Source organism: Thalassotalea sediminis (genome assembly GCF_030295915.1).
GTDB classification, from domain to species: Bacteria; Pseudomonadota; Gammaproteobacteria; order Enterobacterales; family Alteromonadaceae; genus Thalassotalea_C; species Thalassotalea_C sediminis.
Genome location: NZ_AP027361.1, coordinates 3,385,821 through 3,409,826, shown reverse-complemented (window position 1 = coordinate 3,409,826; position 24,006 = coordinate 3,385,821). Strand labels below are relative to the sequence as shown.

Here is a 24,006-nt window from a genome sequence, read left to right as displayed (position 1 = left end):
CATCGGTTATTGAACGTCAATAACCTCATAAACGACTTCTTTTTGGTTAATGGTTACAGTGATAACATCCCCTGCTTCATGACTTAACATTGCTTTACCTATCGGAGATTGTGGAGACAAGACAGCGATGTTAATGCTCTCAATAGTAAAGGTTATTCCCGCGCCAGCAGGTGCAATAAAATAATCGACAGATTGCCCTGCTAATTTGACCAAGGCCCCGAGTTGAATGGTTTCAGTTTGCTCCACAGATAAATGAGATACTAGCGTGATTGCTTGTGAAAGCTCATTAATTCGTCTTGAATAACCTTCCGCAAGATATGCGGCTTCTATAGCAAGTGTATCGTATTGTGTTTCCGCAACCGATTGCTCATCTATCGCTGCAAGGTGGGCCTTTTCTGCCGCTTGTTTAACATCATTTAAGATCAGTTTTAGATTATCTAAAAGTGCCTGCTTTACGGTCATTTTTATTGTATTAGGCATGGAAGTTCATCTCATATATGCTGCAATGATTTTTAACATTTTTGTTAATGTGGTTGTTGAGCTCAACATATGCAGTCCCTATAATGCGCTGCCTTTTGTTTATGATGTTAAATCATTTTCGAAAAGGGAATCAATTAACAAGGATATTACATGAAAAAAATAACACTAGCTTCACTATTCTCATTATGTGCTTTTACAGCTTCTGCTGAATGGTCTGGCGGCATAGGCTATGCGAACTTGTCAGATGATATTTCTGGTCAAGATCTTAGCTTTGGTGCGCTTGTCGGTGAGGTTAAATATAACTTCCATGATACAGAGAAAGTTTCTTTATTTGCTGGATTACGCTACGGCATTGGTATTCAAGACGAGAGTGTTAAATACTACGGCACATCAATTGATATCGAGTTAGATCGCTTTGTTGCAATCGACTTGAGAGCTCAATTCGACCTTAACGAAGAAGTTTACGCTTTTGTCATGCCTACTTATGGTAATGCTAAATTTACAGCATCTAGTGCAGGGCAGTCGTTTAGCGACGATGATTGGGAGTTTGGCGGTGGATTAGGTATTGGTTATGTCCTTAACAACCAAGCTACAATTGAAGCGAGTTACCAAAAATATGATAGTACAGACGTGCTAGGCGTTAACTATAGCTTTAAGTTTTAATTACTTAGGTACGCTCATAAAAGGCTAACGATGCGTTAGCCTTTTTTTATGTTCACGGTTTAATCTGACAGGTGTCAAAATAGAGCTTGTATTTTCGTAGAACAAGCACTACCTTATAACAACTGGTTAGACCTTTATGAGATAAAATATGTCAACACATTCACCATTTCCTCATGTTTTTGAGCCATTAGAACTTGGTTTTACAACGTTATCAAATCGAGTATTAATGGGCTCGATGCATACCGGGCTAGAAGAAGAAAAAAATGGATTTGATAAACTAGCAGTTTTTTACGAGGAGCGAGCAAAAGGTGGTGTGGGTTTAATTGTTACAGGGGGAATAAGTCCTAATATTCGCGGTAGACTTGCACCTTTTGGTTGTCAACTAAGCTACTTTTGGCAAGTAGGGAAACATAAAAAAGTAACTGAAGCCGTCCATAAATATCCGACTAAAATTTGCTTACAACTATTACACGCAGGGCGATATGCGTATCACCCCTTTAGTGTTTCAGCGAGTAAAGTTAAAGCGCCAATAAATCCTTTTACACCAAGTGAAATGTCTGTGCGTCAGATTAAATCAACTATCAAAGACTTTGCACATTCAGCAAAGCTTGCCGCAAAAGCAGGCTACGATGGTGTTGAAATTATGGGTTCTGAAGGCTATCTGATAAATCAGTTTAGTTGTATACGAACAAATAAAAGAACTGATGAATGGGGTGGAGCCATTGAAAATCGCATGCGTTTAGCGTGTGAAATTGTAAAAGCGGTACGTGAAAAAGTTGGCGAGAAATTTATCATTATTTTTCGTTTATCAATGCTTGACTTTGTTAAAGGTGGCAATGAGTGGCAAGACGTAGTCACTATGGCGAAAGCGATTGAAAAAGCTGGCGCAACGATAATCAATACGGGGATTGGTTGGCATGAAGCGCGAATTCCAACAATTTCTACATCAGTGCCGCGCGCAGCGTTTACATGGATCACTGAAAAAATGAGGAAAGAAGTTTCGCTACCGTTAGTAACGACTAATCGTATCAACACCCCTGAAGTAGCTGAAAAAGTACTCGCTGACGGGCAAGCAGACATGGTATCTATGGCTAGACCTTTTCTTGCAGATCCTGAATTTGTAAATAAGGCTGCGAATGGCCACAGTGAGCAAATCAATACCTGTATAGCGTGTAATCAGGCTTGCTTGGATCATGTATTTAAACAACAACGTGCGTCTTGCTTAGTCAATCCTCAAGCATGTTATGAAACTGAATTAACAATCACCAAAACGTCAACGCCGAAGAAACTAGCCGTGGTTGGTGCAGGGCCAGCAGGACTCGCTTTTAGCGTGTATGCTGCGCAGAAAGGACATGATGTTACCTTATTTGATGGCGCTGAAGAAATAGGTGGTCAGTTTAATATTGCTAAACAAATACCTGGCAAAGAAGAATTTTATGAAACGCTTCGTTACTTTAATGTTCAACTCGTTTTAAATAACGTTGAGGTCAAACTCGGTCAAACACAATCTGTAGAAGATCTCGCCGAAGGTGGTTTTGATGAAGTGATACTCGCAACAGGAATTTCACCAAGAAAGCTGACCATAACGGGCGCTGACCACCCTAAGGTATTAAGTTATTTACAGGTTGTTAAGGAAAAAGTGCCTGTTGGCAATAAGGTTGCAATTATCGGCGCTGGAGGTATTGGCTTTGATGTTGGATGTTACTTAGCGGAACAGCATTCATTGTCTGAAAATGCTGATGCATGGATGGAGAATTGGGGGGTTGATAAAAACTATGAAAAAGGCGGCGCAATTAAATCTGATGGTGCTCAACAACATACTGACAGAGAGATCTATTTACTTCAACGTAAAACAACTAAAGTTGGTGCTGGCTTAGGAAAAACAACCGGTTGGATTCATCGTGCTACATTAAAAAATAACGGTGTAAAAATGTACGGTGGCGTGACATATCAAAAAGTTGATGACCAAGGGTTACATATTTTACACGAAGGTGAAAGTAAAGTGTTGGTTGTAGATAATGTTATTGTTTGCGCTGGACAAGAGCCAGAAAGAAGCTTATACGATGGCTTATTGAGTAAAAATATCACAACACACCTTATTGGTGGGGCTGATGTTGCGGCAGAGCTAGATGCAAAACGTGCTATTCGACAAGCCTTAACATTAGCTATATCGATATAAACGATACAATATTACTTGCGCCGACTAAGTTGCCTCAATACACTGAGCGCCTTGGAGAGGTTAATTTTCAATAGGCGGCGCTATAGTAATGCATGTAAATGCGATTGGTATTAAACAACAAGATCTAGAAATTATTACGTCATCGAAGGCGTTTGCTCAAAGGCTAGCAGCGCTTATTCAACGAGCAAAAAAACGTATTGTAATATCTTCACTTTATTTACAAGATGACGACGCTGGCCGAGCAATAATGACACTTCTTGTAGACGCTAAACAGCAAAACCCTGCGTTATCGATTAGTATTCTTCTAGATGATCATCGTGCACGTCGTGGACGTATTGGTGAGAAGTCATCGGCAGGCAATCAAGCTTATTATCAACAACTTTGCCAAGAACATAACGTTGATATTGGTTTTTATGGAGTTCGCGTCAAGGCACGTGAACTTATGGGGGTAATGCACCTAAAAGGTATGATGTTCGATAACGTTGTGCTTTACAGTGGTGCTAGTATTAATAACGACTATTTGCACCAGGGTGAAAAATATCGACTAGACCGATACTATCAAATAGATAATCAACACTTAGCGGATAGCATGTGCCGGTTATTATTAGATGAACTCGTCGCCTCTAACACTGTAACCTCTTTATTGTCGGCTACTTTACCTTCTAAAAAGCAACTCAAAGGCTTATGTCAACGTACCTTTAATACACTGAAAAACACACAATACCAATTTGTAGCGTCAACTGTAGAAGAGGGCATTTCAGCAACACCGATTTTAGGTTGCGGTTACAGAAAAAACGCGCTTAATAAAATCTCTTTGTCGCTAATTAAAGCCAGCAGTACCTCGATTGTTTTGATTACCCCATACTTTAATTTACCTAAACCTGTGATTAAAGCATTAGTCAAAGCGATGAAAAGAGGTGTTGAAGTAAATATTATTGTTGGTGATAAATCGGCGAATGATTTCTTTATTTCAGACGATGAAGCGTTCTCGACTATTGGTATCATACCCTACCTATATGAAAAGATATTGAAGCGTTTCCTCATTAAGTTTGATAGTTACTTGTCTAAAGGCTTGTTGAATGTCCACTTATGGCGAGATCAGGAAAATAGCTTTCACGCTAAAGGCATGATTGTAGATGACATTTACCATTTAGTAACAGGAAGCAATATGAACCCTCGCGCCTGGACATTGGATCTAGAGAACGCAATTTTATTGCAAGATCATCAACAAATTATTAAGGAAGATGTAGATCAGGAATTAGCTATTATCATGGCTAATACCACGAAAGTTACGCATGCAAATATGATAGATGATGTTCGAGATTACCCAGAAAAACCAAAAAAGTTAATTAAAAAACTGTCTTTATCAAAAGTTGATCGACTCTTAAAACGTTTTTTGTAAGTGATAATATTGTCTATATAAACGGCAGGTATTCACTTATAACTGAATATTCCAAGCATCGATTTTGATCTGTGGTAACGTAAACTAAAACTAGTGACTCATTTTACGGTATATGAAATATAAACAACTACTTATCAGCAATTTAATCGCAATTAGCGCTTTTGCGTGTAATGCCGCCTCAGAAACAACTGATTGGATGACTGACAATACCTTTACGCAAGGTGTTGAAGGACCCGCAGTAGATAAAAATGGTAATTTGTACGCAGTCAATTATGGCAAGGACGGTACGATAGGAAAAATTCTCGCGAAAGATAGCGCTGAAACTTACCTCACGTTAACCAATGGCTCTATAGGTAATGGTATTCGCTTTGATAAACAGGGGACGATGTATATTGCTGATTACGTAAACCATAATATTTTAAAAGTTGCTAAAAACAGTAAAGTGGTTAACGTTCATGCGCACAATGCAAATATGAATCAACCGAACGATATCGCCATTACAGACAATGGTATTCTGTTTGCTAGCGATCCTAACTGGAGCGAAGGTACGGGCAATATATGGCGTATTAACCAAGATGGTACGACAACATTGTTAGAAGAGAATATGGGGACAACAAATGGTATTGAAGTTTCACCTGATAATAGGTCGCTTTATGTTAATGAAAGTGTACAAAGAAACGTTTGGCGTTATGATTTAGATAAATCAGGAAACATTAGCAATAAAACGCTTATCCATCATTTTCAAGATCATGGTATGGATGGTATGAGAACAGACCGTGATGGTAATCTTTATATTGCACGCTATGGCGCAGGTCAAGTGGCAGTATTGTCACCCAATGGTAAGTTGATAAAAACGATCGCCTTGAAAGGGAAGCATCCAACGAATGTCGCCTTTGGTGGTGAAAATGGTAAGCAAGTTTTTGTAACAATGCAAAAACGTGGCGCGATAGAAACGTTTGAAAATGATATAGCGGGTCGCAACTATTAACGATGGATTACCGAGCGTACTTTATAGCGCACGCTCGGTTAACACTTATAGCTTAAATTGTGCGACTTGTTCATTAAGTGCATAAGCTAAGGCGAGTAACTCTTCACTGATCTCTTTTCCTCGTATTGCATCTTGGCTCGATTTTTCGGCGACGTCACTAATGTTGACCACATTCTGATTGATTTCATCTGCGGCAAGGTTTTGTTGTTTAGCAGCGTTAGATATATGACTATTTAAATCATCAAGCTCCTGAATTTGTTGAGTTATATCAACTAATAATGTCGAAACATTTGCCACATCTTCAGCTTTCTCTTGTGCTTGTTCACTGACTTGTTCCATAGACGTAACGGCGCCTTTAGCATCTTCTTGAAGAGCGGAAATAGTGAGCTGTATTTCATCAATTGACTCTCTTGTTCTCGTCGCCAAAGAACGTACTTCATCGGCAACAACAGCAAAACCTCTGCCTTGTTCGCCAGCTCTTGCCGCTTCAATGGCTGCATTAAGCGCCAAGAGGTTCGTTTGTTCGGCAATAGCATTAATCACTTCTAGTACACCGCCAACTTCATTTGTTTTTGAACTAAGCTGGGTGATCATAGACGTATTTTCTAACACGCGATCACGTAGTTGATATATGCCATCTTTTGTACCGTTAACGAGTGTTAAACCTTGTTGGGCATGATCATTTACAGCAATAGATTTTTGTGCGGCACTTTCTGTATTTTGTTGAACTTCATTTGCAGAAGCATCTAGCTCATTGATCGCTGCTGCGACAGAGTCGGTACCATTTTTCTGTTCCAGAACCGCTTCTCGTGTAAGTTTTGATATTTCGTCTACTTGTGTTGCAGAGTTGATAAGCTTATCTGACGCATCTGAGACCTTAATAAAGCTTCCTTTGAACCGTTTCATCATTTTATTCAATGCTTCACTTACAGCACCTAGTTCATCGTTATAATGTACTTTAATGTCTTTACTTAAATCTAAGTTTTGTTCTACGTCCTCAATCGTGCGGCGCAATCGATTCAAACGAAATAATACTAACCGTCTAAAGGTTAAACTTAATAATACAAAGCAAATAACGGTAATAATTAACTGTAGCAGGCCGGCATGAGTGATTGATTTCTTTATTTCAGATTGCACTCGTGAAAGATCATAAGTAATTTTTACTGCGCCTAACACTTCTCCCTCATTAACTTGGTGACATGCTAAACAATTAGTACCGCGATAATCCTTACTGGCGCGAATTGGCTTGATAAAACTGATCATTTCCTTGCCATCACGTTCTATAAAATCGTATGCCTGTGTTCCTGCCAATCCTTGACGTTCAAATGTTGTTGTTGCTTTTTGATCCTCGAAGCCATCACCAAATGTTTTTGTTACTGCTTCTGTTCGTAATATACGGGCTTCCACAATGTCTTTTTGGCTTTGAATTTTTTCTTGAATAATATGTCGGTTTGCCATCGTGCCAGTAAGCATCATGGTATTGACGGAATCAAAATAATTTAATGCTAATGAGTCTAAATGTTGTTTGACAAAATTTTCGCTTAACTCTTGTTCATCGTAATAAAAAAATAAGACTGTAGTGGTTAAGAATATGATCGCAAAAACGGCTAGTGCTACGTTTATTTTTTTCGCGAGTGACAATTGCATAAATTTATCCTAATCCTATGAAAATCATGAGCGATTTATTAACAATAGAACAAATTATCATATTCAGCAGAATGAAAATTAGATCTAAAACAAACTTTTCGTCGGAACAAAAAAATGGAGCCTTTTGGCTCCATTTATAAATTTTACACTGTAAAGGTTGGAAGACTAGAACGGAATATCGTCATCAAAATCAATTGTTGGCTCTTGTGGGTTTACCTTAGCGTTTGATTGATTTTGTTGTTGAAAGCCACCTTGTTGCGCTGGTTGTTGCTGATAACCTGATTGTGTACCACCTTGAGGCGAACTTTGTGCAGGCTGTTGGTAACTTTGCTGTTGCGCAGGTTGTTGAGCAGGCTGCTGGTAATTTTGTTGCTGAGCAGGTTGCTGATATGCGGCTTGTTGCTGAGGTGCTGCTTGTTGTTGGTATCCACCTTGCTGAGGCGCTGAAGATTGAAATCCTCCTTGCCCCTGACCTCGTGAATCTAACATTTGCATTTCATTGGCAACAATTTCAGTCGTGTATTGATCTTGTCCTTGTTGGTTCTGCCATTTACGCGTTTGCAATCGACCTTCTAAGTATACTTTTGAACCTTTTTTCAGGTATTCACCAGCAATTTCAGCTAAACGTTGATAAATAACGATACGGTGCCACTCAGTCTTTTCTTTCTGTTCACCAGTTTGCTTGTCTTTCCATGTTTCTGATGTTGCAACGGTAAAGTTTGCAACAGCACTACCATTTGGCATAAAACGCACTTCAGGATCTTGTCCTAAGTTGCCAACAATAATGACTTTATTAATCCCACGACTGGCCATGTAACTCTCTCACTTTAATAATTCTAACAACGCTGTAAGTTGTTGATAATAAAACAATCAAAACGCTGTGTTTTATTGTTGTTTTATTCAGTTTAACAGAAAAGGGATCCATTCTAACACTGCTGTTTGCAATGCGATAGATCCAATTTTAGTTCTTTAAATATTCTGTCATTTTTCCAACGATATCTGTTGGAATTTTCTCAGTTTTTTGTGTTTCATAGTTAAAGTGAACCATTACCGCTGTGCCAGATGCTTTAAGTTCACCTTGTTGCCAAAGTTCTTGAAAGACATCAAATGATGAACCACCAATACGGCCAATACAGGTTTTTACTTCCATATCGTACTCGTAATACATTTGGCCATGAAAGGTGACGTCTATTTTGGCAAGGATTAAACGCCATTTTGTCAAGTCTAAATCAGGTGTAAACCACTTAAAAATATCATCTCTGGCACCTTCAAACCAAACGGGCACCATAGTATTGTTGATGTGACCAAGGGCGTCTGTATCGCTAAATCTTGGTTTGAATGTATGTTGAAAATATTTGTTAGTCATTAGTATTCTGTTTCTTGTCAATAATAGCGCTAATCTAACGGCGTCTTTACGTAAAGTCTAGTGAATATATTGCGCGGAATATCGTGTGAATATGAATGACGTTTATCGCGGCTAACCCTTTAGTCATCTTAATTTAAGAACATGTTAACCATAATGTGGTAGGCTCTATTTAGCGATTTATCCGTCAATTAAATAACTATTGTAAAGAGAATAAGAATGAAAAAATTCACAATGCTATTGTTTACCTTTTTTTGCGCAGTCGCTGTAGCGGGGCCAGGTAAAAAAGCACCTGAAAGAGCAACGGGTCAAGGACCTTATGAACGTTTAATACTACGTGGTGGTATTGTGGTTAATGGCGAAGGGGCACCTGCAAGAGGGCCCATGGACATTGTAATTGAGAATGATCGCATTATCAGCATGGTTAGTGTTGGTAATCCAGGTGTGCCAATTAAAGCGGGTGGCCGCCCAAAAGCGCGTAAAGGGGATATTGAGATAGACGTCTCTGGCCAGTACATTTTACCAGGCTTTATTGATATGCATGGCCACATTGGTGGTAGTGCGGATAACATACCTGCCGAATATGTATTTAAGCTTTGGTTAGCTCATGGCATCACCACAGTAAGAGAACCGGGTAGTTTTAATGGTGTTGATTGGGTAATGGACCATGTAAAGCGAAGCGAAAAAAATGAAATAGCTGCGCCTCGTATTATTCCTTATGTAGGTTTTGGCATGGAACAAAAGCAAGCGATAACGACGCCTGAACAAGCGAGAAAATGGGTTAAATATATTGCAAAAAGAGGTGCCAAAGGCATTAAATTTTTCGGTGCGCCACCTGCTATTATGGAAGCCGCATTAACTGAAGCGAAAAAGCAGTCATTAGGTTCGATGATGCATCATGCGCAGCTAGAAGTGACGAATATGAATGTGATTGATTCTGCACGTCTAGGTCTTACTACCATGGAACATTGGTATGGCTTACCTGAGGCATTATTTGAACATCAACGTATTCAACATTACTCACCTGAATACAATTATAATGACGAACAAAATCGCTTTGGTGAAGCTGGATTGCTATGGCAACAAGCGGCAAAACCTGGTTCTGAAAAGTGGCAACAGGTACGTGACGAATTAATCAAGCTTGACTTTACCATCAATCCGACAATGACCATTTATGAAGCCAGTAGAGATTTAATGCGCGAAATGAATGCTGACTGGCATAAAGATTATACCTTACCAACACTATGGAAATTTTTTCAGCCAAACAAATATGCCCATGGCTCATACTGGTTTGATTGGACAACTGATGATGAAATCGCCTGGAAGAAAAATTATCAACAATGGATGGCATTCATTAATGATTATAAAAACCATGGTGGCCGTGTAACAACAGGATCTGACGCTGGTTATATCTTTAAAATTTATGGTTTTGGTTATATACGTGAACTTGAGCTACTACGAGAAGCAGGTTTTAATGCGTTAGAAGTTATTCAGTCTGCGACTATTAATGGCGCTGAGGCGCTAGGGTTAGCTAACGATATTGGCTCTTTACGTGTAGGTAAAAAAGCAGATATGGTTATAGTTGCAGAAAATCCGTTGCGTAACTTTAAGGTGTTATACGGTACTGGGCACTTCCAGTTAAGTGATGATAATAAACCAACGCGTAAAGGTGGTGTAAATTACACCATTAAAGACGGTATTGTTTACGATGCAAAAGCATTACTTGCCGATGTAAGGGCTATGGTAAAGCAAGCTAAAGAACAAGAACGTTGATTGACAGCGAGACGAGAGCAACTAAAATTTTGTTGTATATGGTGTCCTTTGTGCTTATCAATAGACTATAAGATCTTTTGATAAGCATAAAAAAACCTCCTAATAGGAGGTTTTAAAATTCTGTTTAATGTGCGCTCACAAATCAATAGTAGGTATCTTCCCTATTGTGCGCTTGAGGATCTTCGATCAATTCGTCGAAATTTACTTCAAAACTATTGTTGTCTTCCGTATTTGCAATATAAATAGTACGAGTAGAGCCATCAATCCATGTAACAGTACCACTCCCTTTTTTACTGCCGCATTTCATGCCGATGTGAATATCATTAAACTCCATATTTCCTCCTCAAATGCTGTTTAATACAGCACAACCGTTAGACGCTTTTAAATGACAATAGTTCAATTTGTGAACTGTGTGCGCGTGTTTTTTCTACAGTGGGATATTTATTATATGGAGAAAATAAGGTAGGTCTATACTCAGTTTCAGTATAAATTCAATTCCAAGTATTGCTTAACGTGAAGGCCGCGCCCCATCGAGTATCTGATTATAGATTTTTTTGTCATAAGCATAAATTAGCCAAATAAAAGTATATGCTTAGAGTGCTTGAATATTCGAGTCTGATGAATGAATATTATTTCCGTTAACTTAATTAAGTTATTGTTTTTTAATCTTATAACTGTGCTTTTATCATTTTTTGGTCATGTATAAATATACGAAGACTTTCGGGGATTTGTTCACCTAATTAACCAATTTTACACTGATGATAGTTAAATAAGTGATATGTTTTGAAAACGGTAATGAGCTTCTAGACATCTGCCGTTATAGCGTTAAATGAAATATTATTGAAAACTGGAGCAAATCTAGTACGTTGTCCTACTAATGTCATACTGGCATCACCTGCACTTAAGTTGAGATAATGCCAGTAATAAATATACCTAATGATTAGGGCGCTCTGTTGCTTTGTGATGACGTGCTATTTAAGGCTAACTTAGAATCAGTGAGTTCTGCTAAACGTTGCTTTGCGATTAGTGCAAATTCATTCGCATGTTTTTTCGCAATCGGCTGCGCATCAGGCAGTTTTACCGTTCTAGGGTTGCGATGGATACCATTTAATAAAAACTCATAATGTAAATGCGGTGCTTGTGACATACCTGTAGAGCCAACATAACCAATCACTTGACCTTGTTTTACACGTTGTCCTTTTTTCACTGCTCTTTTAGAAAAGTGCAGATATTTAGTGACAATACCGTTTCCGTGCTGGATAAAAACGTAATTACCATTGTACTTATTATAGGTCGAATGAGTAACTTTACCGTCACCAGAAGCTACTACAGGAGTGCCAGTGTTTGCTCGATAATCTGTGCCTCTATGTGCTTTCCAACGTTTTTGTATTGGATGAAAACGTCTTGGTTTGAAATTAGAACTAATATATTTGAACGATACAGGGGCTCTTAAGAACGCTTTACGCATACTTTTACCGTCGGGTGTATAATAACGCCCATCTTTATATCTAATTGCTTGGAATGTATCACCTTGGTTTATAAATTCTGCCGCTAAGATTTTTCCTGTACCAATATATTCACCTTCAACATAACGCTTTTCATAGACAACATGAAAGCTATCGCTTTCTCTAATATCAAGCGCAAAATCTATATCCCAACCAAAAATATTCGCTAAGTTAATGATTTGTGCATCGTCTAATCCTGCATTGACACCTGCTGTCCAAAAGTTTGATTTGATCACACCGTGAGCGGTAAATTCAATGGTGTCGACTGACTTAGTTTCTTTACTTGCTTCAAAACCCTGGTCAGTTTTAGTAATAAATAAGGTTTCTGTTTTCGACAGTGGATATTCTAGTGCGATTAACTCACCGTTTTCATTTTCACCTAACTGTAATTGATCGCCAACATTTAACTTTCTTAGTAATTTGCCGAATTCACCTTTGGCATGACTTACTTTATGTGTAACTTGAGCATTATGTCCAAATCGCTTTAGTATCTTTGCAAGCGAATCACCAGATTTTACTTTCGCGCTATGCCAATTAATGTCAGCGGTTATGTGTTGGGCGGCTGATTTAGTCTCAACCTCTAAGGATTGTTGATGTGCAGATAAAGCTTCTTCAGGAGCTTCTGGCGGTAGAGCTAATTGATAACGTTCGCCAACTTTAAGCGAAGAATGTTCGGTTTGACGGCTCGCAGTCGCCTTTTCAGCAGGTAAAAGCAAGGTAAATAGTAGCAAAAAGCTTGCAGCAGAAAGAATTAACTTATGCTGTTTTGGTAACGAGAGATAAAAGTTCTTTATATTTTTCAAACGGATACGGCCCTGACTACTGGTTTAACTACATCATCCATCAATTACTATAACAAAATATTATGCGGATAAACAATCATAGGGTTTTAACTTCCGCATTATTTACAGTAGAATTCTGCCCCTATTTATTATTTGCTAATCACCAAATTGGAGCCAAACCATGTTAGATGTCAGCCAAGCGTTTGCAGAATTGAAACGCGGCGCCGAAGAAATCTTGCTTGAAGAAGAGTTGCTTGAAAAGTTAAAAACAGGCAAACCACTAAAAATTAAAGCTGGGTTTGATCCAACGGCACCAGATCTACATTTAGGGCATACAGTTTTAATTAATAAATTACGTCAGTTTCAAGAGTTGGGGCACGAAGTAATTTTTCTAATCGGTGACTTTACGGGCATGATTGGCGATCCTACGGGTAAAAATGTTACGCGTAAGCCACTAACGGAAGCAGACGTCCTTGCCAATGCTGAAACGTATAAAGAACAAGTATTTAAAATTCTAGATCCTGAGAAAACGCGTGTCGAATTTAACTCTACATGGATGAATACATTGGGCGCTGCTGGCATGTTGAAACTTGCCTCTCGACAAACTGTTGCTCGTATGATGGAACGTGACGATTTTAAAAAGCGTTACGCTAATGGCCAATCTATTGCAATTCATGAATTTATGTATCCACTCGTCCAAGGGTGGGATTCTGTTGCATTAGAAGCCGATGTGGAATTAGGTGGTACCGATCAAAAATTTAATTTATTGATGGGTAGAGAGTTACAGAAGTCTGAGTCACAACGTCCGCAAACGGTGCTTATGATGCCATTATTAGAAGGGTTAGACGGCGTACAAAAAATGTCTAAATCGCTGAATAACTACATTGGTATTACGGACTCACCAACAGAAATGTTTGGTAAAGTAATGTCTATTTCTGATGATTTGATGTGGCGTTATTATCAGTTACTGAGTTTTAAATCTTTAGCAGTTATTGAAGAATATAAGCAGCAGATCGCCAATGGCGCTAACCCTAGAGATATCAAAATTGCGTTAGCGAAAGAGCTTATAGCACGCTTTCATGATGAAGCGGCCGCTGAAACCGCACATCAGGAGTTTATTAACCGCTTTCAAAAAGGTGCGATGCCAGACGATATACCAGAAAAAACAATCTCTGCAGAGAATGGGCAGATAGCAATTGCAAATTTATTAAAAGACGCAGCCTTAGTTGCAAGTACCTCTGAAGCTATGCGTATGATAAAACAAGGCGCAGTTAAAATAGACGGAGAGAAAGTGGCAGATAATAAGTTGCAAGTGACAACGGGGACGACTGCTGTTTATCAAGTAGGAAAGCGGAAGTTTGCAAAGATTACAATAAGTTAATATAAAAAAGCCGGTTGTACCGGCTTTTTTATTACTGAGTTGTCAGTAATTTTTACAGGTAGCGAGTTAGTTTGTTTGTGAAGGGGGCTAACTTACTGATATTAAAGTTTTTAATTTAGTTGGAATGTTATCTGCTTGTCAATTGTATTCACCGTAACTGTATCTTAATACTGAGAGTCGCCATGGAAGACAGCCTACCTAGGGATCCACTTATTGAACGCAGGCATTTTGATAGTGTCCAAGAGGGATTATGGGCTCGGTTGAGCATCGCTCAAAAGTTTTCAGCCAGTAGCTTAGTTAAATATGGCTATGAATTAGCTTTTATTCGGCATTCATCTTCAAACAGTGTCGCAGTCATGCTACTTGACGATAAAATAACAACGATAAGCAGTGACGGTGAAATAGATACAGCTCCCAACATAAAACTTAGATAATATTTACTTGATCTTTGCGCATAGCGCTTTACTCTGTAATAAAGTTTTTAAGTGTGTTCGGTGATGAATCAGAAGCTAGTTTGGGTACTCTTGTTGTTATTGCTAGCAGGCTGCAGCGGTAAGCCCCTATATCAAGCAAAACATGCACATAATTTTAATTTTTCAGGCTTATCTAGTTATAGTTTATATAATCGAAATTCTGACTTTACTGAATATCAAAATATGTCGGACACGACGAGAAATAGTATAGAAATTGCAATAGAGAAGGTGTTCGATAGGCAAGGGTGGACTTTTAAAGCACCTGATAGTGCTGATATCATTGTTACTTATCATATTGTAAACCTGCAATCAGAGCTTAACTTATATAATCGTGGTGTTAAATTTTGTCGTCCTTGTTTACCGGTAAAGCACCCGCAAGATCAACCTTATTTTAGTGCTGCATTACCTGGTACGTTAATTCTTGATTTGATTGATGTAAACAGCAATCGTACCATGTGGCGAGGCATGAGTCGGCTGAAAATTAACGATCATGATCATAGTATTGACGTTCATGAAAAAGTCGAGCGAGCGGTTACTACATTGGTTGGTACAATTCCACGGTAATGGCGCAGATTATGTTGAAATGGATAATCATTACTGCAGGCGTTATTGTTGGTTTTTTAATGCTGATACTGGCTATTGGTTACTTACTAAAAGATAACGAACTAAAGCATCGTGACTACATTGAGCAGCAGGGTCTATCTAGCGAAAAACGTATACAGACAGTGCTGACTGACAATATTCAGCCTAACACTATCAGCACGACTTTAAGCGTTCCGGTTATTAAAAATAATTTGACATGTGTCAATGATAAGCAGTGTGTTGTTTCTGAAATTAACGTTGCAAATAGAACTTGTGCTGTTGCAATAAATACTATTGGTGCAGCGCAATTAGTTAAAGTTGAACACTTCACAGACATTAAGCAATGTACAGATGCAGAAAGTGGAATGGTTGCTGTTTGTCAGCAAAATTTGTGTCAACTGATTAAAAGTGATAACTAACACTAGCGCACGATTATTACCAAGGTATACTAGGTTAACTTGCATGTAACAGTAAGTTTATCGACTTACTGGTGATGTTAATCTTACTTGTTTACAGAAAATATTATCTATGACATTTCCTAATGACGATACCGGTCAAGTATTGGCCGAAATGCAGGCTGCAGGCGTTGAACTTAATAAAAGGCACCACGTCGTCTTTTTTCATTTGTTTGAAAAACAAACGCAAGCGCAAGCGATGGCAGCTTACCTTCAAGAACAAGCGCCAGACATGTTAGTCAAGGTATTGCCAGACGAAACACCTAATGTTTGGGATCTTGAATGTACAGTCGTTATGGTGCCTGACTACGATGCAATTGTTGCTCAAGAAGCACAATTTGAGCAAATTGCGGCTAAGTTTGAAGGCTATAACGATGGCTGGGGCATCGAAGTGTAAATGCATTCAATGCTTTTACACTTTAATGCGATTTTTTACAAAAGCTGACACCTTTACTACACTTGTTCAACAGCGTTATTTTCGTACTCACATCATAATGTTTTCCATCGTTTAATGAACAGGAAAACAACATGAAACAATCACTTCTCTCATTAGCTATGTTAGCAATAATTAGCACTTCTGCGCTAGCTGAGCATGAAAAACAACACACTGTTGGTATACAGTTTGGTGGCGGTGGGCTTGAACACAAAGGAAAAGATACCGATGGTGAAGGTGTTGGCTTCTCTTACCTTTATTATAATTATAAAGTATCAGACTACTTTTCTGCAGAGGTTGGTATTGTCGGTGCAGAAGATGTAGATGACTGGGAATGCCAAAAAAATAATAACGATGTATATGAATGTTATTCAGATGATAGTGATGACTTTGAAATTATTGCTGACGACTTTGATTATGGCTCGGTCATTGTCGCAGTGCGCGGTGATTTACAAGTATCAAAACATAATACTTTTTACGGTAAACTTGGTGTAGAGTTTTATGATTATCAATTTGATTTTAAACGTAAAAAGACGATTGATGAAGATGGTACGGGGTTATTTGCTGAGATCGGTTGGGAATATAGATGGGATAACGGGATGGGATTAAACGCAGGTTACCAATTTCATAATGCTGGCGATTTAGACATGAATGGTCTTAACCTGGGTGTAAGCTATGCGTTTTAATCAATATCGGATTTAGTATTCTTTAAATCGATGATTTGAAAGGCAGGTAGAGATACCTGCCAATATATTGCCGCTAACCTTAATGATAAAGCGCCAACTATAGCACTGATTAGGGCAATGTTTTCGGAAGCTCCCAATGTTTGCAGACATACAAACAATATACCACCAAGAATGGCGGCTAAGGCGTAAATTTCCTGCCTTAATATTAAAGGGATAACATTACATAAAACATCGCGTATCATACCGCCAGCTACACCGGTGATCATCCCCATAACAATTGCAACTGTTGTGTCACTGCCTAAACTTAGCGCCTTTTCTGTACCTAAAACAGCAAATAAAGCTAAGCCAAAAGCATCGGATATGAGGAGAAACCTTTTCGGGATGCGTTTAGGACGCCGGATAAAAATAATCGTTAATATGGCCGTTAAAAGTATAACGTATAGGTATATAGGGCTCTCAACCCAGAACACTGGCGTATCTAAAATCACATCACGAATTGTTCCACCACCAATAGCGGTAACCGCTGCAAGTACTACCACGCCAAAAGGGTCGAGTTTATAGCGTCCAGCCATGAGTGCACCAGACAAAGCGAAAACAACGATACCAAATAGATCAAGCCAGTATAGCAACTAACCGTCTCCTAATCGTCTTGCTTGGTCACAGGAAGTTGAGCTGCTTGCCACCCGATAAAATCGCCTTTTAAGTGGTGCAATCTACTGAAATCGTTGGCTTTTAATATTGATTCTGCAACCTGTGCCCGTCGACCTGAACGGCAATGCACAACGACTAAAGTGTTTTTATATTGGCTAAGTTCATTAAGTCGATTTTCAATTTGATCATGAGGAATGTTAATTGCGTTTTCTATATGGCCATCAGCAAATTCTTCTGCAGAGCGAACATCTAACACCACTATCGGCGGCGCTTTCGGTGCATTTTTAATCGATAATAGTTGTTGTGCCGACATTGTTTTAATATCAGCGGCATTTATGTGAACGGAAAACAATAAGCTAAGTGTCAGCAAACTATGTAACATTATGTTTTTCATTAGAGATCCTTAGACTGTTGTCGAAACAAAAGTAAATAATATCAGCAAGCATATTAGCATACCGATGTTTAATGTTTGTATTAAGTTTAGCTGCTTTAAGGTATTAGACACATTTTCAGTGTCTGGTTGGCGCCCATTAGCGTTGAAGGCTAACCGTCTGAGTTTGTTATCTTGATACATAGCAACGCCACCAAGCTGAATATTATTAATGTGCGCAGCGGTTGCTAACAAGTAATTGCTATTAAGGCTAAATAGATAGGATGTAGGTGCACTGCTAGAATTTTTTCTGCCAATCATCGTTAATTTAAATTCAAGCGTTAATAGTAGGCAAGGTACCCATTGTAATATTTGCATAATACGCGCAATAAATTGACCAAAATATTGGAATTGTTTTGCTTTTATATTCCAGCTGAAGTGCATTTCAAGCATCAGGCGATAAAGAAAAGCGGCAAGTGGCCCAAATGCGATAAAATAGAAGATGACGGTAAATTGTCGGTGTAGATGGTTCAACCATAACATTTCTATACAAGCTTTATTTAAGCCCAGTGGTGACATTCGAGATACATCTCTGAATAATCTGGGTTGAATGATTGATTTAGCTTCGTGCTTATCTTGTTTCTGCAGTGCTGCTATAAGTTTTTCAGCGGTACGTTGTGCACCAAAGCCAGATAGTGCGAAGTATAGCAATAGTGAGTGCCACAGTAAGGGCACTTCGATAAAATTTTCAAATAACCATAAAATAATTGCAATGGGTAGCACGGTGATGATAGTCGCCACCGCGCCAGCAATCATTTGCTGTTGTTTGCCATTATCTTCGTTGTTTACTTTGTCTGATAAGCGTTGACAGTAAAATTGAAAAAAATGGCGAGATTGATAACTTTGAAATCTATCAATAACAGATTTTAAAATGATGACGAGCAGTACAATAACAAGTTGCCACGTAAAAGGGGTAAGCTGATCAATAAAATCTGTCATTGCATTTCTTAGCTAAGATTAACACCTTGTAAGTTATCGAGCATATTCATCACAAGTTGCGAAGAATTAACCGATGCGGTTTCAAGGTATGCTTCAAAGGAGGTCGGTGACTCTTTTCCAGCGATATCTGACATTGAACGAATAATAACAAAGGGCGTATCCAGTTGATGGCAGGTTTGTGCAATTGCTGCGCCTTCCATTTCAACAGCGGCCATTGTTGGAAAATTCAGACGTGCTTTAGCGATGTCTTCATCTTTTGTCATGAAAGTATCACCTGTTGTGATCAAACCAACTAACGTTTGAATATTATCGAGTTTTGAAATGCCAGCCTTTGCTGCTTCTACTAAACGTGGGTGAGGAATATAAGCTGCAGGGTTGGCAGGTAATTGACCAATTTCATAACCAAACGCAGTAACATCAACATCGTGATAGCGCACTTCACTACTGATGACGATATCGCCAACTTTAAGTGATTGTTCAAATCCTCCTGCGGAGCCAGTATTCACAACATAGCTAGGTGAAAATTCTTTTATTAAAAATGCTGTAGCTAGCGCTGCTGCTACTTTACCAATCCCCGATTGTACAATGACCACTTCGGTGTTGTTTAACGTGCCATGATAAAATGAATACCCAGCTACTGTGATTGTCTTTGCATCAACTAATTTACTTTTTAGAATCGCAACTTCTGGCTCCATTGCGCCAATAATACCTACCGTCATGTGTTTGCCTATAAACTTATATTATTGGTAAAAGTATACTGCATAAGTGGTTGTTTTTATAGAGACGAAAGCGAGCAAATAATATGCTCGCCTGCTCATTTTTTTGTAGATTTTTAACTAATGAGGAAGTGCTGCCATGTTTGGTGCCGGTAACTTTTCGTTGTTCATCCGATTTGCGGCGATAGCTGCGTTTGATGTGATAACGCCAGTTGTCGGTTGAGAAGGTTTGGTACGTGCTTTTACCATTGGTGCCGGAATTACGCGCCCCTTCATTTTTGGCTCTGGCATTTTATTAGCAAATAATCGTGTTTGAATGCAACTTCTTAATTCTTCTACTGAATAAGTCGCTTTTACTTTAATACGTAAGTGTGGGATAGAAGCCGCCTCTAGTGCGCCACTAACAAACCAATCTTTTTTAATTTTGTATCCTTTACCTTGCGTATCTACTAAATCAATCGTGCCAAGTAATTTCATACTATTTCGTTCGCAAATAGCAAAATCTAAATATTTATTATCGGCTTTATTTCTAGCTGTTTGACTTGCGCGCTCAGAAACACCACCTCTTACTGTGACAATATCAGAAAGTTTGACGCGATTAATGACACGATAGTCATTGCCTACTGCCTGCTCTAGCAAGTGATGAAAGTTCTTTTCTGCCGATGTAAATACCGTGGCTTTTCTATCAAAAGGAAATGGAAAGCTATTATCATTTAAACGATTTGCTAACAAAGCAACAATAATGATCAAGCTGATCATAGCAAATAAAATGAGTTCCATAGTAGGCTCCAAAGTTACAAAAAATTGACGGATTTCTTTGTAATCGATAAAGCATTTTTTATGCCATGAATTAAAAGTGATTAAATATGATTAAGTGATTATCGAACGATGCCGTTTAACAAGGCGATTGTTGCTGATAGCTTTTAAGTGTTAGTACGCTATGAGAAATTACGCTATCGAGTGAATGTTTTAATGCTATCACATTACTTAGATCTTCTTGCTTTGCTGCGCGTTCGATAGCTTTCAGTAGTGCTGTTAATTCAGTTAACGCTAAATCGGCCGCTTGTCCTCTAAAAGCATGAGCCGCTTTCCTGATTTTTTCAAGGTCTAACTCTGCGTAGCCGCTCATTAGAAGATCATGTTTTGATTGATAGTCGACTAAAAACATCTGAACCAATTCGGATAATAATGTTTGATCGTTTCCTAACCGTTGTAAGGCTATTGAGGGCTGCCAGTTAATATCGTTAACGCTTGCTTTATGCATTTCAGACTTTTCTACGGTCTCAGTTCTATGCGTAGTTTCAGTTCTATGCGTATTAGTGCCTTTTTTTACTTGTTTTTTTAACAGATGATAGGTTTTTTCGATCAGAATTTCATTGTCTACAGGCTTAGTAATGTAATCGTTCATGCCATAGGTTTGACACTTTTCTTTTTCACCTTTCATTGCATTTGCTGTCATGGCTATGATAGGAATACTCTTAAAACAATCGCCAGCTTTACCATCTCTTATGGCGGCAGTAGTATCATACCCATTAAGCTTCGGCATATTACAGTCCATAAAGATGATGGAAAATGAAACCTCATCACTGTCATTATTCTGTTTAAGTTTGGTAATAGCATCTTGGCCATTTACCGCGGTAGATACTGATAACCCCATGCCTTCAAGCATATGCTGAGCAACTTTTCTATTTATCCGGTTATCATCAACAACAAGGGCGTGGCACTGTTCCGTGAAAAGTAAGTCTTGTTGCAGGGTTTCTGAGTTATCATATTTCCTACGTTTATGGTTGCTCTGGTTGGGAGTGGTACTTCGTGCATGCGTAACAGAGTCTAAAAAATCTGACCGTAAAACAGGGGTCTCTAGTGAGATAATGGGGGATTCAACGGTTGTTAAGTCAATTTGTTCATTGTCTATCACTAGCCATTGTTTTAATTTTCCGCTGTTGAGTAACTGATTAATTGTGTCGACAGTATCTTTATTCTCAACTAATTTAGCATCGCTAATTAAGTGGTTTACATCTGAAGGCAGTGTGTTTATGTCGCTATTATTAAATGAATTAACCTGGCCTCCATAACAGCTAATTAAGTTTTTTAAGATAGTACGTTCAATAGCGTCGTCAATAAGTATGCCGAAATTAAAATCGTTTAACCTTTGTGCATCTGCTGCCGGTGCACGCTCAAACTCGCTTAATAATAAACTTACCGTAAAAGTACTGCCAACACCAAGTTTTGACGTTACGCTAATATCACCATTCATTAAGTTAGCTAATTGCTTGCAGATGGTTAACCCTAGGCCTGTGCCTCCGTATTGTTCGGCTATGGCTGAGTTTGCTTGTGAAAATTCTTGAAATAAATGTGCAAGATCATTGTCAGAAATACCAATACCAGTATCTTCAACTTTGAGTAGTAGTCGCGCTTGTTGATCTATCATTTCTGATGCCGTACTAAGTTTAATGTAACCCTCTTGGGTAAATTTGACGGCGTTGTTCACCAAATTGGTAATAATTTGTCTTAATCTAAAGGAGTCAAATTTTGCTTGGGTTATTTTTAGCGCACTGGTATCAACATAAAACACGAGGTCTTTTTGGCGCACAACCACGTTTAATGTAGAGATGAGTGACTCAAGTGTGTCATGTACTTGGTGCCACTGTATGTTTAAGTCGAGTTTACCGGCTTCAATTTTTGAGATATCGAGTACGTCATTAACTAAAACGTTAAGTGACTCAACACTACTTTCCGCCATGTTAAGGTAATCATTGTCACTATTGATGGAATTATCTCGTTTGAGTAGTTGAATAGCGCCAACAATTCCATTGAGTGGGGTGCGCATTTCATGGCTAATTGTTGAAATAAATTGGCTTTTAATTTCGCTTGCTTTTAACGCCTTGTCATGAGCAAGTTTCAGCTCTTGCGTGCGGCTAGCAACTTTTTCTTCGAGGTTACTTTTTTGTGTCTCAATGAGATTAAATGCCTCGTTTTCTGCGGTTGTGTCTGTTATCAACAAAGCAAACTGTTGTTTATCATGGTGTAATTGCTCAGTATCAAGCATGATAATTTTTGCATTGAGGTATAACGCCTTTTTATTTTGGGTGGTATTAAACAGCATTGACACGATATCTTTTGAACGCTGCTTTTTTTCCCATAACGGCAATATATTTATGTTTAAACGGTCATGTAATACGATGTTCACTGACTTATCAATTAATGTAGATAACGGTAAATTAACAAGTAATTCAGCGGCCTTGTTGCAATTAATAATGGTCATGTTTTCGTCGAGTAGTAGAACCGCTTCATCTGTAGCGTTAATGATGCGCTTAGATGATTCTGATATTTTTGCTAATTGCTGAGCTTTGTTTGATAGATTATAGAAATAAAATAACAAGATAGAGAACACACTCACCAACGTGATCAGAATTACAACGCTTGCTGTAATTGCTCTGGTCGCTTGTTCATTGATATACGTTTGCGGCAGATTAAGCGCAACTTGAATGGTATTGCCGCTGCCATCAGTACCTACTTGAATGCTCTTATAGATACTTTTAAAAGTTTGATCATCACGCGTAGACTTAAATTGAAAAATGGCCTGTTTTTCTGGGGTTATATCATAGTCAGAGAATAAGGTATGTACCGGTGCTAAATCTCGAGAATAATGTAAAAGTGTGTCTGGATGCCAGATATAAAAACCTTCATCATCAGCAATGATGAGTTGTTGTTCAGCGTTTAGTAAACCTTTTAGGGATTCGAGTATGTGCGCTACATTAATGTTAGCAGTAAGAACGCCATAGATATCGCCTCGTTCATTATAGATTGGTGTTGAAAGCCGTAATGTGGGTACATAGGGAAACTCAATTTTATTATTTTCTTTATTTAGGGTAATGCGTGATAACGCCACTGCGTTTTCAGGTAAGGTTAGCGCCTCTTGCACATAATTTCTGTTATTTTTATTTTGTAATTGATATCCCGTGATTGACTTAATAGCGCCGTTTTGACGCACTACTTTTAAATATTCTTCTCCATTTTTTAAGATAATACGTAGTTGTTCATATTCAGCGTAATTTTGTAAAAAACCCTTAAATATTTTTTCTAAGCGGTTACGCCAAAGCGCTGTGGTTGTACCATCTGTAGGGTCAATATTGTTGTTTAAGGCTGCTCTGGCCAATCCTTTTGTTGGTGGCGTGTAATTTAGGAAAGATACTTCGCTACGAATGGCGATAATTTCTGAAACCAGTTCTTGCTCTATATTGTTGTGAGTTTGTATGAGTTCTTGCGTGAGCTTCTGTTCCACGTCAGTGGTAGTTGTATAGATAATTGCAATAGCTACCAACGTTAAACCAAGCAGTAAAGCGAAGCTAAGGTATAACTTTTTGTCCTTTTTCATTACAGTAATTCACTTTACGCATTGATTCGTATCACATAAGCAATTGCTGGCTGTATGTGGCTCAGAAATTTCAAGTATTATAGGCATGTTCTTATTATAT

General features: G+C 38.5%; 23 protein-coding genes. 11 read left to right on the top strand and 12 right to left on the bottom strand.

Annotated features, from left to right (window positions below; translation table 11 throughout):
* Positions 1–6: 6 nt before the first annotated feature.
* Positions 7–480 (bottom strand): GreA/GreB family elongation factor, encoded by a 474-nt coding sequence (locus QUE09_RS15515; protein ID WP_286233782.1) that lies wholly within the window; start codon positions 478–480, stop codon positions 7–9.
* Positions 481–630: 150 nt separating this feature from the next.
* On the opposite strand from QUE09_RS15515, the gene QUE09_RS15510 reads away from it, so the two are divergent.
* From QUE09_RS15510 to QUE09_RS15495, 4 genes are all read left to right on the top strand, one after another.
* A complete protein-coding gene (locus QUE09_RS15510; RefSeq protein WP_286233781.1) occupies positions 631–1,143 on the top strand; it encodes a porin family protein in 513 nt (170 codons plus the stop codon).
* 148 nt (positions 1,144–1,291) lie between these two features.
* Entirely contained in the window at positions 1,292–3,322 is a 2,031-nt protein-coding gene (locus QUE09_RS15505) for an NADPH-dependent 2,4-dienoyl-CoA reductase (RefSeq protein ID WP_286233780.1), read from the top strand.
* Between the two features lie 88 nt (positions 3,323–3,410).
* Entirely contained in the window at positions 3,411–4,724 is a 1,314-nt protein-coding gene (gene pssA / locus QUE09_RS15500) for a CDP-diacylglycerol--serine O-phosphatidyltransferase (protein WP_286233779.1), read from the top strand.
* A gap of 112 nt (positions 4,725–4,836) precedes the next feature.
* Positions 4,837–5,712, top strand: a complete 876-nt coding sequence (locus tag QUE09_RS15495) for an SMP-30/gluconolactonase/LRE family protein (RefSeq protein ID WP_286233778.1) — start codon at positions 4,837–4,839, stop codon at positions 5,710–5,712.
* Between the two features lie 45 nt (positions 5,713–5,757).
* Here the strand turns inward: QUE09_RS15495 and QUE09_RS15490 are convergent, their stop codons facing one another.
* The 3 genes from QUE09_RS15490 to QUE09_RS15480 all read right to left on the bottom strand — a co-directional run bounded on the left by QUE09_RS15490 (position 5,758) and on the right by QUE09_RS15480 (position 8,725).
* Positions 5,758–7,359, bottom strand: coding sequence for a methyl-accepting chemotaxis protein (locus tag QUE09_RS15490; RefSeq protein ID WP_286233776.1), 1,602 nt, complete (start codon positions 7,357–7,359; stop codon positions 5,758–5,760).
* Between the two features lie 165 nt (positions 7,360–7,524).
* Positions 7,525–8,172, bottom strand: coding sequence for a single-stranded DNA-binding protein (gene ssb, locus QUE09_RS15485; protein ID WP_286233774.1), 648 nt, complete (start codon positions 8,170–8,172; stop codon positions 7,525–7,527).
* A 148-nt stretch (positions 8,173–8,320) separates the two neighbouring features.
* A complete protein-coding gene (locus QUE09_RS15480; RefSeq protein WP_286233773.1) occupies positions 8,321–8,725 on the bottom strand; it encodes an acyl-CoA thioesterase in 405 nt (134 codons plus the stop codon).
* 216 nt (positions 8,726–8,941) lie between these two features.
* Here QUE09_RS15480 and QUE09_RS15475 point away from each other — a divergent pair, with 216 nt between their 5' ends.
* The gene (locus QUE09_RS15475; RefSeq protein WP_434017220.1) at positions 8,942–10,495 is read left to right on the top strand and encodes an amidohydrolase family protein; all 1,554 of its coding nucleotides are present in this window, start codon (positions 8,942–8,944) and stop codon (positions 10,493–10,495) included.
* 142 nt (positions 10,496–10,637) lie between these two features.
* Here QUE09_RS15475 and QUE09_RS15470 read toward each other — a convergent pair whose 3' ends face one another.
* Positions 10,638–10,829: a hypothetical protein gene (locus QUE09_RS15470; protein WP_074499487.1), complete on the bottom strand. Its 192-nt coding sequence runs from the start codon at positions 10,827–10,829 to the stop codon at positions 10,638–10,640.
* A 606-nt stretch (positions 10,830–11,435) separates the two neighbouring features.
* Positions 11,436–12,803: a peptidoglycan DD-metalloendopeptidase family protein gene (locus tag QUE09_RS15465; protein WP_286233772.1), complete on the bottom strand. Its 1,368-nt coding sequence runs from the start codon at positions 12,801–12,803 to the stop codon at positions 11,436–11,438.
* A gap of 160 nt (positions 12,804–12,963) precedes the next feature.
* On the opposite strand from QUE09_RS15465, the gene tyrS reads away from it, so the two are divergent.
* The 6 genes from tyrS to QUE09_RS15435 all read left to right on the top strand — a co-directional run bounded on the left by tyrS (position 12,964) and on the right by QUE09_RS15435 (position 16,792).
* Positions 12,964–14,163, top strand: coding sequence for a tyrosine--tRNA ligase (tyrS, locus tag QUE09_RS15460; RefSeq protein WP_286233771.1), 1,200 nt, complete (start codon positions 12,964–12,966; stop codon positions 14,161–14,163).
* Positions 14,164–14,345: 182 nt separating this feature from the next.
* A complete protein-coding gene (locus QUE09_RS15455) occupies positions 14,346–14,597 on the top strand; it encodes a hypothetical protein (RefSeq protein ID WP_286233769.1) in 252 nt (83 codons plus the stop codon).
* Between the two features lie 63 nt (positions 14,598–14,660).
* On the top strand, positions 14,661–15,200 hold the full coding sequence (locus tag QUE09_RS15450; RefSeq protein ID WP_286233767.1) for a DUF4136 domain-containing protein: 540 nt from the start codon (positions 14,661–14,663) through the stop codon (positions 15,198–15,200).
* Between the two features lie 11 nt (positions 15,201–15,211).
* Positions 15,212–15,637 carry a hypothetical protein gene (locus QUE09_RS15445; protein WP_286233765.1) on the top strand — a complete coding sequence of 142 codons (426 nt, stop codon included), beginning with the start codon at positions 15,212–15,214 and terminating at the stop codon, positions 15,635–15,637.
* Positions 15,638–15,746: 109 nt separating this feature from the next.
* Positions 15,747–16,070 (top strand): ribonuclease E inhibitor RraB, encoded by a 324-nt coding sequence (locus QUE09_RS15440; RefSeq protein WP_286233763.1) that lies wholly within the window; start codon positions 15,747–15,749, stop codon positions 16,068–16,070.
* A gap of 131 nt (positions 16,071–16,201) precedes the next feature.
* Positions 16,202–16,792: an outer membrane beta-barrel protein gene (locus QUE09_RS15435; protein ID WP_286233762.1), complete on the top strand. Its 591-nt coding sequence runs from the start codon at positions 16,202–16,204 to the stop codon at positions 16,790–16,792.
* On the opposite strand, the gene QUE09_RS15430 is transcribed toward QUE09_RS15435, so the two are convergent.
* The 6 genes from QUE09_RS15430 to QUE09_RS15405 form a co-directional block, all read right to left on the bottom strand.
* A complete protein-coding gene (locus QUE09_RS15430; RefSeq protein ID WP_286233761.1) occupies positions 16,789–17,421 on the bottom strand; it encodes a trimeric intracellular cation channel family protein in 633 nt (210 codons plus the stop codon). The two genes, QUE09_RS15435 and QUE09_RS15430, sit on opposite strands and share 4 nt — an antisense overlap.
* An 11-nt stretch (positions 17,422–17,432) precedes the next feature.
* Positions 17,433–17,837, bottom strand: a complete 405-nt coding sequence (locus QUE09_RS15425; protein ID WP_286233760.1) for a rhodanese-like domain-containing protein — start codon at positions 17,835–17,837, stop codon at positions 17,433–17,435.
* 9 nt (positions 17,838–17,846) lie between these two features.
* A complete protein-coding gene (locus tag QUE09_RS15420; RefSeq protein ID WP_286233759.1) occupies positions 17,847–18,812 on the bottom strand; it encodes a cobalamin biosynthesis protein CobD/CbiB in 966 nt (321 codons plus the stop codon).
* An 8-nt stretch (positions 18,813–18,820) separates the two neighbouring features.
* Entirely contained in the window at positions 18,821–19,531 is a 711-nt protein-coding gene (gene mtnN / locus QUE09_RS15415; protein ID WP_286233757.1) for a 5'-methylthioadenosine/S-adenosylhomocysteine nucleosidase, read from the bottom strand.
* A gap of 117 nt (positions 19,532–19,648) precedes the next feature.
* Positions 19,649–20,308, bottom strand: a complete 660-nt coding sequence (locus QUE09_RS15410; RefSeq protein WP_286233756.1) for a DUF2726 domain-containing protein — start codon at positions 20,306–20,308, stop codon at positions 19,649–19,651.
* Between the two features lie 115 nt (positions 20,309–20,423).
* The gene (locus QUE09_RS15405) at positions 20,424–23,906 is read right to left on the bottom strand and encodes an ATP-binding protein (protein WP_286233755.1); all 3,483 of its coding nucleotides are present in this window, start codon (positions 23,904–23,906) and stop codon (positions 20,424–20,426) included.
* Positions 23,907–24,006: the final 100 nt, after the last annotated feature.